Raw genomic sequence first — 13231 nt, 5'->3', positions numbered from 1 at the left:
GCAAGAAGAACTCATCACACAGCCTTTCTCGGCCTGGTCACGAACTGAGCACTGAAGTCATCGGACAACCCCTCAAAGCAGCCGAGGAGCTTCATGCGTTGGGTGAACGCGGATAGATTCTCTGCGGCACCAGCACGGGCGTCCGCGGAGTCGAGTCCCCGTGGCGGTGTGGCGATGAGCAGGCCGAAACGCCTCTCCAACCGAGCCAAGACCTCGCGGATAGGGAGCCGTGAGGTAGTGCGCCGGCCGCTGTCGTCGACGAAGATCATGCAGAGAAGGGCGACGAGCGTCTCGTCCGACAGGGAGTAGCGCCAGGTGGCACGGGACCGGAGCTCCCCCTTGAGCAGGCCGTAGGATTTCTTGATCCCGCCTGCCGAGTGGAACCACTTGACCTGGTTCTCCAAGCCCCGCTTGCGCAGGCCCTCCACAAGGATCGCCGTGAGCTGATCCGCAGCGTTGAGACCCTCGGACTCCCTGAGCTCGCCGATGAAGGACCGGCCCTCGTCATCGGGCGCCAGCCCTTGCTCGATCTGACTGATCTGCATCTTCAGAGCCATCTGCATCATGGGATCGTTCTTTAGGTTCGCGAGTCCGGAGAGCTCGTCCGCAGCCGTCTCTCCCAGGTTCGGTCGGCTCGGGAGCATCGGGACTGCAGCCTGGAGGGAACGCATGAGGAGACGGTCGCCGAAGAAGGTCCGCATTACCTCAAGGTCGCGCTGGACGGACATGCGGGACAGCTCGTCCGATGGGTGGCCGCGTCGACGGACAAAATCTACGTACTGAGCACACGGGTTTCCGGTCGAGGGAGGAGCAGCCTCCCCGGACAGGAGTGCCCGGACCACATGCGCAGTGACGATCGGCAGCTGGAACAGGCGCAAGCTGAGGAGAGCCGAGAACTGGGTATAAGCCTCCGCCACGGGGACGTTGGATCCGTAGAAGGTCAAGAATTCCAAGAGGTCCCGGGCGATGGGGTCCACGGCCAGAGGAACAGGAGGATCTAGTCGCTCCAGCTCCCTCTTGTGGGCCTCGTTACCGGTGAACTGCTCGATGAACCTCAGAGCCAGCAGAGTGTCGATGTCCACCTCCGACCCGTTGTACGCCGGGTTGGTGGACGGATATGGGCCAAGGTCCACACCACGACCGAACGTGTCCACGAACAACCTCTGGATCACCGCAGACACGTTCGTCTCGCCACGGCTCCCGAGGTCGCGGGCCATGGCCTTGTAAACCAGCGCGTCGGCCTTTCTGTTACGCGATTGACTCCGGGGCAGACCCGTGCGGTAAGCAGCGACCGTCAGGGGCGTCAGATAGCCCATCTGGACTGTGTCCCGACGAAGCCCCGCCGTCTCCTGCACCAGTACCGAGGACCGGATCCAGCCGTCGAGCACTTCCAACCCCCGAGCACCCCCGACCCCCGTGAGGTGTGGCGACGCCTGGAGTCTCCTCAGGTATCCCTCGTAGTCCTTCGTGTCGACTTTGGAACCCGCGACCCGGCCCCTCTTCACGCCGCGCTCGAGGATCTTGGTCATCATTCGGTCCACGTCCGTGTCGTTCAGCTCGACGTTGATGACGTTCTCCGTAACCAACGAGTTCTGCGGAAGCCCCTTGGGGATGGCGAACCTCATGCTGGCAGACCTCCCTCGATGTCGAAGGCGATGTTGACACCAGAGATCGTCGCCGTGGACACGGAGCCAGACGAGTCGACGATGTGTGCAGTCTTGGACGGATGCATGCTCAGTTGGCCGGCGAAGGCGTCGATCTCTTGGCGAATCGCGTCGGAAGCTGGGTCGTCCACGAGCTCACCGTCGGCTGCACGCAGGATCATCTCCGCCGTGTCGAGATTGAGCCTGAGGGTGCTCCGGACCGAACCATCCACATGTTGCAGCTCGACGAGATCGGGGATCGTCTCCAGATAGCGATGGGTGGGGTCGGCGACACGCACGCTGAAGGACTCCCGCTCGATGCCGTGCAGGACCGCCCACCCGGAGTCCCTGACGCCCATGCTGAACGCCAGTCCGGGCTGCCCGTAACCAGGTGCCCCAAGAAGTCGGCTCATGCCCAGGAGCAGCCGGTCCCTCGTCGTAACGGGATCCGCATCTCTGAGCATGCCGAGAAACTCGTCCAGGTACCGGTACACCCTCACTTGGTGCCGTTCGACATCCTGAAAAGAGCGATCGCCGAAGTAGATGGCACGAGCAGCGCTGTCGGCACTTCGGAAGAAGGGCTCTCTATCGGCAGTGGTCGACAGCCGGCGGACACGGTCAACGGCCGGACTCGGGACCAGCGCCGGGTCGAGGTCGCTCCACTCGTCGACGAGGTAGTCGTTGCTGTCGGTCACGAAACCGAGGTCGTGGGTGAGTGCGTGGGGCATCAGTCGCGGGTCCTTCCCCTCTTTCACCAGTTTGTGCACGTCGGAACAGTCCCTGTCACCGGTGATGAGCCAAGCTGCAGCGGACCTGACATCTCGGAAGGTAGCTCGGCGGCGCCGGCGAAGGTGGCTGATCAAGACGAGTTCGCCGAAGGCTGCGGCTCCCTCACCCACCAACTTCTCTCGGTTGCTGAGGATCGGGCACAGGGAGCGGGCCGCACACGACGAGCAGTCCTCCCACAGATCTTGGTGGACCAAGGATTTCAGGGTCCTGTCGGCCAGCCCCTCACCGTCTGCCGACGCGAAGGCGCGACGCTTCAAGTCGACAAGCACCACCCTGGACTCGCCTACATCCTTCCCCGCGAGTTGGTCCTGGACCTCGAACCACCAGTCCTCGTACACGTCACTGTTGTCCTCGAAGAACTGGTGCAAGCGTCCGTCGTTGATTGCGATCAGCGCCGTGGCGGGGCCTTGCTTCTGTGACAGGACAGGATCCAGTGCCCTTTTCACGAGCTCGTCGGACGTGAGCTCCCCATGTGATTCGCTCGCGTCGAAGACTGCGTGGAATGCCCTGTCACCGTGTTGAATGGCCCACCCAGCGTCGTCCTCGTGCAGAATCCTCGCCTCTGGCGATCCCTTGAGCTCGTGGCCGAGCTGCACCAAGAGGGAGGTCTTACCGTCTCCAGGGTTCCCGCTCAGCAGGACGACGTCCAGCTCTCCCGCGAGCACCCGCGGAAGAAGGCGTTCGTCCAGACGCGTCGGGACGTATGTCGCTAGCGCGAACTTGTCATCCAGCCCACGGTTGCCAGCATTGCCCTCCGAGCTCGCGCGGTAAAGCCGTCTGATCGCTCCGACGTTCTCATTGACCACATACTTGTCATTGGCCGTCAGCTCCTCAGGACGTGATGCAAGCTGGGTGCTGCGCAGGAGGCTGAGAAACTCCTTGGCGGACGGTCGCTCAGAAGGGTCCTCTGTGGCGCTGCTGAGGAACATCTCCAACAGGCGTTCGCCGCCTTGCCCCCAGGTTGACTTCTCATCCGGTGTCGGGGGAAGCAGCTCAAAGCTGCCCGAAGCGGTGGAGCTGATCGTCCGACCCAGCATGGCGTAGGCCATCGTCGCCGCGATTCCGAACATGTCGCTAGCGATCGTCGCCGGCGAGCCCTTGACCAGCTCCGGTGCTGCGAACTTGGGCGTCTGGCCAGCCGGTTGCTCACCCGAACGCACCATGAGACCGAAGTCGATGAGCTTCGCGGAGTTTCCGTCGGGAGCGACGATGACGTTGGACGGGGTGACGTCCCCGTGGACCAAGTCACGACCATGAATGTATTCCAACCCGCGAAGCGCGTCTGCTGCGATCGCCCTCAGCTGCTCAACGGTGAAGGCCTGCCCCTCGTCCCCGAGACTCTCTCCCTCGACGTACTCCGAGACGATGTACAACGGTGCCTCGTTGACGTGAAGATCGTAGACCCCGCCAAGGTAGTCGGAGTGCAGGCTGTGGGCTGCACGGAATTCGGACCGGACGGTCTCCGGCAGATCGGCATGAAACTGCTTCAGGACCAGGGACAGCTCGCGCTGGCGGTCATGGACCTTCCACGACGTAGCGAACCCGCCGCGCCCCAACTCCTCGAGGATCTCGTAGCGGTCGTCGATAAGACCTCCTTCTTCGAAAACGCCCAGCTCGGTCGTGACTGCGGGTGTCTCCGCGCGCACAGGCCTGAGTTCGCCGACCAACTCCTCTGCGTCTGGCCGATCCTTCGCGTCGCCCGACAGTGCCTTCAGCATTGGCTCGGCCCACGGATAGGCGCGCACCACGGCTTGCCCCAGTTGCTCGTGCGTAAGATCCAGCACGTCCATGCCCAGCAGCCAGTAGGCCGTGCACATGGCCAGACTGTAGACGTCAGATTTCGGCGTGGCGAAGGAGATGCTGGCGGCGCACTCAGGGGCTCGGAAATCCTCGCTCATGTCGCCGTCGACCGCCCACAGGGCGATCGACTCGTCCCCGACGACCCGTGCGAGGTTGAGGTCGCTGAACATGATCCGTCGCCTCTGGTGCAGCCACACTCGCTTAGGGTGCAACGCTCGGTGCACCAGCCCGGCGGCGTGCAGATCGTTCAGACCTTCGAAGGCGTCGATCACCACAGCACGAGCCAAGTCGGTGTCTAGCCTGCCATCAACGCGCTCCGGAACGGCCTTCTGCACGGACTTGTGGAGCGTCATCCCCCCGCGGGGCGGGACGACAGGGACCACGAACAGGCCGCTGGGGTCGTCCTTGAAGGGTGGGAACGCCCGCCAAGTCCGACCGAGGTCGGCGACACGGTTGACAGCGACATACTCGCGCCGGAGGAACTCTCCGGGATCCCCATGCCCGCCGAGGGCAGCCATGGGGTATGACTTGAGAATGACGCGCTCACCTGCGGAGTCGACAGCGGACCAGGACTGTTCCTGGCCCGCACTGGAGAGTCGGGACTCCAATCGGTAGGGGCCGAGCGTGGGCTTCCCCACCGGTTTGGGCAGATCGTCCAGATAGGCCATCGCTGATCGACGTGCATGCCCCAGCGACGGGCCGTCGAATTCGCGATCGAGGCGGGTGAGAGCAGGTGCCGCCTCCTTGAGGCTCCAGATGTGCTCCCGCCCGTCGTGGTTCGCTCCCCCCAGCACCTGCAGATTGGAGTGGCTCAACACCACAGCCGGCACCACCCGGTGGGCGCGCCCCAGGTTCTTGTACCCCTTGGCGTTCTGCTTCAACGTGGTCGCCACGATGCGTGCCACCTGAGCCACCCGGTTGAGGGGATTTGGTCTTGGATCGTTGCCCACGTACCAGTGGTTGTCGTCGACGACCACGGTGGGGCCCCATGCCTTTTCTTCGACGACGAAGAGGAGATTCTGCCCCACGATCACCAAGTCGGCGTCGTCCCGGTTCGGCCCGGGAAGCTTGCGACCGGCGAAGATGACCCAGTCGTCGGGCAACGCCCCGCCGAGGTGCTCCGCGGTCTTTTGCTCGCCGGGTCCGACGTACTCGCCCTTGACTCTCAGATCTGCCATCAGTCCTCCTCGGGATAGTCGTCGGGCCAGACCCACTGACGAACGAGATCAGCGGGCAACGCTCGAATCCGGTCCAGGTAGACGTTCTCCTTGCTGTAGGTGAGCACTAGCTGATCCTTGGCCCGGGTCGCGCCGACATAGCCGCTGCGTCCCTCCCTGTTGGCGCGAACACTCCCGTCAGGGTTGGCCAAGTGCTCCATGCCTACAAGGAAGACGACGTCGAACTCATAACCTTTGGCGGAGTGTACGGTCAGGACCTTGACGACGGGCTTGGACAGATCAAACTCTGCCGCCTTATTGGGGTACACGGGTTCGGCCGGGATGTCCGCGTTCTTCAGGGCATGAAGCACCCTTCCCATGTCCCATTTCCGCGTCACCAGGACACCGATATCCTGAAGCTGGCGTTCATCTTCATCCAAAAGCAATCGAACGTCTCTCGCAACGGCATCCGCGCTACTGGCGACGTTCTCCGCCCAGACAAGATCGACGGGTTGGCCGTCGAGAGCTTGGTCTCTGCCAGAGACATCCATGGTCGGATCCAGCGCAGAGGTTACGTCGAGAATTTGTCTCGTCGATCGATACGGCTTGGAGAGAGTTGCCATCTCGACCGTCCGCCCTGCCAGGGCAACATCCCAGTCACCGTCGCGGTAGAGCGCCTGCTTCGGGTCACCGGCGAGGGCCACACCGCCCCGGCCCGGCCGAACCACGCCGAGGATCAGACGTGTCCATGCATCCATGAAGTCCTGCCACTCATCGACCAGAACGGCGTCAAACGCTGGCGTGATCTCCCTCAACGCCCGGTCGACGTCGCGCTCGGCCCGCTCCTCATCATCCAGGGAGACTCGCACGCGCAGCAGACTTGCAAACCTTCCTACGGTGTACACGCTGATGTTGGCATGTCCCCAGACGAGTGCTTCCAAGTAGGGGACGAGCGCCCGGTTGTAGCAGAGAAGTGCAATCCTCCAACTGGGATGCTGGCGCGCCAACCACTTAGCCCTCGCGGCCAGGACAAGCGTCTTCCCGCTGCCCGGTGGCCCCGTGAGGAGGAGGACATCGTCTACAGGCCGGCAGGCAATCTCACTCTGCTCTGCGTCAAGAACCAAACGCTGAACAGCCCTCTCAGCCGCTCCCTCATCGGACAGGGGGTCGCGTCGCGGGACGTCGATGTTGAGACGAGGAGCGAAGTGAGCGGATACCGCGCTCCGCGCCTCGTCCTCCATGCCCTTTCGTGCAAGGTGTTTGAGAAACGCGCCCGCGACAGCATCCTCGGCAGTCGCAATCTGTTCACTGGATGCTGTCGCGCCGTGGGTGATGACAAGTCTCTGGGCGGGTACCCGTGAGATTTCTGGAATGTCCTTGCGCAGACGACCCAGCTTTTGGTTCAGGTCCACCATTCCGAGCTCTTCATCGTCCGCGAGGTCGATAACAAGCAGCCCCAAATGCAGATCAGCCGCGACCAACCACGGCAATTCTTCGGATTGTGGACGGTAGACGTCAAAGCCCACCTCGCTGAGGTGCATGGACAATGCGTCTTCCAAGTCGGCGGCACTAGCACTACCCATCCTGGTGAACCCCCCTTCTACCCAGATGTCTTGACCCGCGCCTCGCTGCATGAGGTGTTAGGGGCATCCTGTCATCCTCCCTGAATGGGGCTAGCGCGCCCCAGTTTGTGCCGTCGTAGTCTCTTCGTAGGCCTTGAAGAGCAGCCGTTGTCGCTCCTCCAGCGTGGGTGTCGCGCCTCGGGCTCCGAAGGCACCGTCCACGATTGCATCGACATCATCGTGGGCCCCACGCAAGTCAGCGGGCATACTTGTAGTCCGGTACAAGTCGGACATGGTTCTATCTGGATAGGCCTCGCGAGCGACCTCAAGTGCCTTGCCGGCTGCGATGAGTGCCTGCCTGGTCTCAGGGCTGAACGTGGGGATGGGCAGGTTGTTCCACACGATCGTGTTGGAGAAGCGCAGTCGTGACTCCAATCGACCGCCGACAGTGGACTGCCAGGCCATGAACATGGCAGAAGAGATGATTGGGAAAAGCAGCCCGTCAGGGTCAGCTGCGGTGAAGGTGGCATCGCTTGCGATCACGCCCGAGTCGACGCGGCAGACGGGGTAGTAATCGCGGAGTTCACTGGAGACACGGGGGATGACGAGGTATGGCTGGGTGTAGAGGGCAGGGCGTTGGCCGAACAAGTGCGGCGTCTCTGCCATCTTGTGCGTACTTGCGGCGGTGCTTTTCAGCCTGAACCGACGTACCGCGTTGACACGGTCTTGAAGGATACTGCTGCGGTGCAGGTCCTCAGGGTCGAGAGCGGTAAGCCACAGGCACCATCGCTTCTTCCCGTTCAGAAGTTCTTCGGCTCCGATGAACGGCCGAAGGTACTTGCGAGCGACTGGGTCGCGGTGGACTTCGTCGAAGGAGTTGGGCAGAACGACGAGGTTGCCGTCATCCCGTGGCATGTTCCCGAAGGTGGCTTCGGGCAATCCGGCGACGAGGGGTCTGGAGCGTTTGGTGATGAAGACGTTGGGGCCTTCGACGAGGTAGGCGTTGATTGTGTTCACCCGACGGTCGGCCGCATGCGCGTCGGGGGCGTGGTCGAACAGCCTTGGCTTGGTCTTGCCCAGCACCGTTGTGAAACCGACGATGACGCAGTGCACCGCGGCCTTGCCGACTGCCTCGGAGGACCACGGGAAGGTGCGGTGGGCGAACTTGATCACCCAACCAGCGTCGAAGATCGGCCCGAAAAGGTGTGGCACCGGGTCACCTTGAGTTATCGAGTTGGTGGTGACAAAAGCGAAGAGCCCGTCGCGGCCCTGGAAGTAGCGCAGTGCTTGGGCATGCCACCCAGTGACGTAGTCCAGGCGGCTGATGTCGTCTTTCCCCCAGGCCTGACGCAAGTCCTCGGCCTGTTCCCCGGTGCGGGTGGCGTGTCCCAAGAAGGGAGGGTTGCCGGCGATCACGACTTCACCCTCGGGAGGACACACTCGGGCCCAGTCTGTGCGGAGGGCGTTACCGACGACGATGGTGGCCTGCTCTTGGATTGGCAGCCGATCGGGGGCGAAACCGAGAGAGGCAGTGAGCTTGAGGTCGCATTGGCGGTCAACGAGGAACATTGCGGTTTCGGCGATGCGGGCGGGCCACTCATCGATCTCGATGCCGTAGAAGTGGTCCAGGGTGACTTTTAGGCCGACATTGGCTAAGAGCATCGGGTTGTCGCCGGTTATCTCTTGGAGACGTTCCATAATTGCCAGTTCGAGGTCCCGCAACTCGCGATAGGCGACGATGATGAAGTTGCCACAGCCGCAGGCTGGGTCCATGTATCGGATGCGGCCGAGCTTGTCGCGCAACTTGCGGAGCCTGTCGGCTTCGTATCTACCGAGAGTCTTGATGTGGTTGAACTCGGCACGAAGTTCGTCGAGGAAGAGCGGATCAAGCGTTCTGAGGATGTTCTCTTCGGAGGTGTAGTGCTCCCCGAGCTGACGACGGGTTTCAGCATCGCGCACGGATTGGAACATGGATCCGAAGATGGCCGGGCTGATGGTTGCCCAGTCGCGGTCGCAGGCTTCCAGCACGACGGTGCGGAACTCGGCGGTCATGCTGGCCGGGAGGGTGATGGCTTCTTCGAAGATGCCACCATTGACATAGGGGAATTCGACGAGAGCCTCCGGCGTGTCTGTCCGGTCGGTGTCGCTGGTGTCGAGGTAGGCAAACAGGTCAGTGATCCGTTGCCCGATGTCGGATCCATCTTGGGCGGTGTGGTTGTAGATGTAGTCGCGAAAGAGGTTGGGCCGCCACATATCAGTGTCGTCGCCGAACATCAGGAATAGGAGTCTGGCGAGGGTGACCGAGATCTGGTGATCCCGCTCAGTAGCGGTCGTCCGCAGGCCGGCGTAGGCATCTGTCATGGCCGCGTACATGCGGGCCATCAGCTTTGATGCGGCCTTGGTTTCGTTCTGCGCTTCGATGTCGAAGGCTTCGCGTACCTTGGCCACGACCTCGTTGACGTTGAGCCCGCGGTCGTGCGGTAGGCGGATGACGTCGAGTTTGGCGGCGAAGGTTGGATCGGCGCTGCCGGTGGTGTGGCGGTGGCGACTCAGGCGAGTGGCGGTGCTGTTTCCTGTGACGCGTCTGGCTGGCCAGCGCCAGACCTGCGTGTTGTCGTCGTGGAAGATGACGATCCGGTCGGTGCTGTTCTGCGCCAACAGCCGGTCGATCTCGGCCTCGAGCTTGGACTCGGGCTTCTCGTTGACCGCCCACACCCGTAGGCCCTTGAAGGAGGAGACGTTGGTCGCAGTCACCGAGCGCCCCTCGTGGTCGTAGACGACGGGTGGGTGGTCGGGTGCGGACCAATGCAGGTCTTGCAGGAAGAGGCGCTGATAGTCGCGGGCCTCGGTGCGGGCGACGAGTGGGTCGGTCATGCGTTCTGTACCCCCAGTGAGCAGACGATTTTGATGGTGTCGGAGTCTCGTGTGCCGATGACGAGGCGGTCTTCGCCGTGCAGTTGGGCGATGAGCGCTGCGAGGTCGTCGAGGCTGTACTTGTTGCGTCGCGCCTGCGTCAGACGCACCGTCGCATGGGCTGTGAGTGGCCGCTCGTGGAGGGCGTCGAGGCCGGGGCCGGCTGCATTGCCGAAGACGGTGCCACCGAGTCGTTGCCAGGTCCACTTTCGGATGCCTTTGAGGTTGCCTGCCGCCAGGGATTCGATGTGTAGGGGTCCGTGGACGAGTTCTGCTTCCCACTCGAAGTGGTCTTCGCGAATCGCCACGGTCGGGGTGGTCGGTTCGGCGCGGAAGAGGGTCATCGCTTCGAGCGGGGTGAGGAGCTTGGTGCTGCCCTGCCCGTCGGGGGTGATGCTGGCGGTGGCGAATGCGTCGACCCCCGACTCGGTCGAGACGAAGCAGCTGACCGATCCGCCGGGTTCGTTGAGGCGCTGGTCGCGGGTGGTGTGGACCATGTCCTGCATGGTCAGGACCTTCTGGGTGATGGCGGGGTGCTTGTCCTGCGCTTGAGACCAGACCAGCCAGGCTTCGCTGACGGCGTCAACGTCGGCCTCGGCTTCCTCGTCGTCGCCGACGCGGCCCTTGTAGAGGTCGTCGAGGATCCTGACTTCCTCGTCGCCGCCGAAGAAGCGCTCGTCCGAGCCGAAGGCTTGGGCTGCTGCACCCAGGCGGTGCTTGATCCGCTTGCGCAGGTTGATCTGCTCTTCGATCTTCTCGTGGGTGATCAGGTAGACGTTGACCACGTCGGACTTCTGTCCGATGCGGTCGACGCGGCCGGCGCGCTGGATGATGCGGATGATCGCCCACGGCAAGTCGTAGTTGACGACGATGTGGCTATCCTGCAGGTTCTGTCCCTCGGAGAGAACGTCGGTAGCTACGAGGACATCGATCGGGTCCTTCACCGTCACCGGGGTGGTGGAGTCTTGCCCGGGGAGAAGGTTGGACTCTGGGGAGAAGCGACGGGCAAGATCCGACGGATTCTCGCTGTCACCGGTGGCCAGCCCGACGTTGTTGATGGCCGCCGCGGTGAGGGCGGAGGCGACGTAGGACGCGGTGTCGCTGTACTCAGTGAAAACCAGGACCTTCTCACCCTTGTGGTCGTGCGCGAGTAGGTCGATGAGCGCGTTGATCTTGGAGTCGCGACTGGCATCCCAGTTGCCAAACCGGTCGAGCATGTCGTTGATGGCCTCGTTGTCCTGCTCGAGTTCGGCCCGCAGTGTTGGTTTGAAGACGCCGGAGTTGATCCAGCGGGTCTTGGCCGGTGCGGAGTCGACCATGGCCTCGTACCGGGTGGCGAGGCTTCCACCCGTGTCGGCGTTGGCCTCGACATCTTCGTCGCTGACCATCACCTGTCGGTTGCTCAATGAACCGATAGGAATCGGTTTGCCAGCCTCGATGGCGTAGATGAACAGCTCGTTGCGGGCCCGTTGACGCTGCAGGGACAGGACGAAGGAGTGCCCCGAGGAGCTGAGCCGCTTGAACAGGCCGATGCGCACAAAGCCGCTGACATTGCCACGCCCTGAGCGAATGTCTTCGAGGATCGTTCGGTCCTCGTCAGTCTTACGTGCTTTGGGGTCTTCGTAGTCCGCGAGGCGATAGCGGGGCAGCTCGAGATCACGAACAGCGTCGAGGGTCGCCTCGTCTTCCATCAGCCGGGCCGGGTCGTCCCTGCTGAAAGGGTGGCTGATCGGGGTGGCGACGCGGGTGGGGAAGTGGAACTTCGCCCCGTTGGCGAACTGCAGGTACTCCCGTTCCACGAGCGAGCCGTCCGGGCCGCGCACCGTTTCGGTGCGGGCGGTGCGCTTGATGAAGGAGCGGGTGCGGCGGATGAGGTGGTCACTCATCAGCCGTCGCCAGTCCTCGGGCTCCTCCGAGAGGCGGAAGGCAGCCAAGGTGTCGATCTTGCCATCGACCTTGGTCCGCAGGTTTGGGTCCTTGGCCAGGGCCGCGCTGGGCGTGAAGCCCAGGTCGTCGTCCTCGTCGATGTACAGGGCGAGCTGGTTGGCCACGTCGGTGAAGGCCAGGTTGTACGGGGTCGCGGTCAACAACAGCACCTTGGAGCTGTTGGCGCGGATGTAGTCGTGGATCGCTTCGTAGGCGACGGTGCTGTTGTTGCGCAGGTTGTGCGACTCGTCGCAGATGACGAGGTTGAACCTCTTCAGTTCCGGCAGCACCTTCTCGGCCATGGAGTAGGGCACCACGCGGCCGGTGATGTCGTACTTCTCGAGGTGCTCGTTCCACATCTTCTCGAGGTTCTTGGGGCATAGCACGAGGGTGGAGTAGTCCTCGGCGGCCTGCAGCATCAGAGCGGTCGCGACGGCGGTCAGCGTCTTGCCCAGACCGACGACGTCGCCGAGCATGGTCCCCCCACGGCGCACGATGCGCCGGGAGAGCGTCCGCACGGCGTTCTCCTGGTAGTCGAGCAACAGGGTGCTCATCGACTTCGGAAGGACATAGCCCATGCCGTCACGGGCGTCTTGGCTCAGGGCGTGGCAGACCTTGAGGTAGACCTCGAAGGGGGTGGGCTGGTCCTGCTCGGCCCACGAGTTGGCGATCAGCTCGATGATCTCTTCGGTGATGGGTAGCGAGAAGGGGTCCTCCCACTGCTCGTCGAACCAGGTGGCCAGCTTCGCTGTTGCGTCGGAGTCCTGGACGTCGATGTTCAGCTCGAGGTTGTTGTGCAGGCCGGCGCCGGTCAGGTTGGAGGACCCGACGTAGCCCCACTTGCTCGCGAATGGGTCATCCGGTGCGTGGAAGATGTAGGTCTTGCCGTGCAGGGGCCGCTGGGTGAACACCTTCATCTGGACACGGCCCGTTTGGAGCTGGCCCTTGAGCGTCTGGAGGGTTTGCTGGCCCTTGGCGGTTGCCAGGCCGCGCATCAACTGGTTGCGCAAGTGTTTGACGAGCTGGTCGCGCCGCTCCCGGGCCCTGTCCATATCGACGATGTCGGCTCCGTAGGCTGGCGGCTGCACCTGCTCCTTGAGGGAGTCCAGCAGCTGCTGTGAATCCGCTGGGGCAACCATCCCGACCAGCACCCGTGCCACCGGAGGATCGCCTTCCTCGAACGCCTTGGCCTCGACCACGTCCGCTAACGAGTCCCAACCCCGCAGGTCCAGGTAGCCGGTCGCCGCGTCGACCGTCTCGAAGTGCTCAAGCGAGGTGCGCAGAGCGGGACCAAGCATGGTTGTGTGGTCCAGGTTGTCGTAGATGTTTGGCACCGAGGGTCCTCTGGGCTTGGACGGTCTGGGGTCGGAGGCGGGGAGGGTGTGGTATGCGGGTCGTCGTGGTGGATCGCGCCGAGGGCATCCACGGCGATGCGACGTTC

At 63.1% G+C, this 13231-nt stretch carries 5 protein-coding genes; all 5 read right to left on the bottom strand.

Annotated features, from left to right (window positions below; all coding sequences use genetic code 11):
• Window positions 1-14: 14 nt before the first annotated feature.
• A complete protein-coding gene (locus PVE36_RS06535) occupies window positions 15-1625 on the bottom strand; it encodes a hypothetical protein (protein ID WP_277455373.1) in 1611 nt (536 codons plus the stop codon).
• Window positions 1622-5410, bottom strand: coding sequence for a protein kinase (locus PVE36_RS06530; RefSeq protein ID WP_277455372.1), 3789 nt, complete (start codon window positions 5408-5410; stop codon window positions 1622-1624). Before PVE36_RS06530 ends, PVE36_RS06535 begins: the two co-directional genes overlap by 4 nt.
• Window positions 5410-6930 carry a 3'-5' exonuclease gene (locus PVE36_RS06525; RefSeq protein WP_277455370.1) on the bottom strand — a complete coding sequence of 507 codons (1521 nt, stop codon included), beginning with the start codon at window positions 6928-6930 and terminating at the stop codon, window positions 5410-5412. Before PVE36_RS06525 ends, PVE36_RS06530 begins: the two co-directional genes overlap by 1 nt.
• A gap of 132 nt (window positions 6931-7062) precedes the next feature.
• Window positions 7063-9825 carry a DNA methyltransferase gene (locus PVE36_RS06520; protein WP_277455368.1) on the bottom strand — a complete coding sequence of 921 codons (2763 nt, stop codon included), beginning with the start codon at window positions 9823-9825 and terminating at the stop codon, window positions 7063-7065.
• A complete protein-coding gene (locus PVE36_RS06515; RefSeq protein ID WP_277455366.1) occupies window positions 9822-13124 on the bottom strand; it encodes a helicase-related protein in 3303 nt (1100 codons plus the stop codon). Before PVE36_RS06515 ends, PVE36_RS06520 begins: the two co-directional genes overlap by 4 nt.
• Window positions 13125-13231 lie beyond the last annotated feature (107 nt).

The sequence above is a fragment of the Janibacter sp. DB-40 genome (assembly GCF_029510815.1).
Classification (GTDB): Bacteria; Actinomycetota; Actinomycetes; order Actinomycetales; family Dermatophilaceae; genus Janibacter.
The sequence above is the reverse complement of the archived record's forward strand: the minus strand, read 5'-3'. Positions and strand labels throughout refer to the sequence as shown.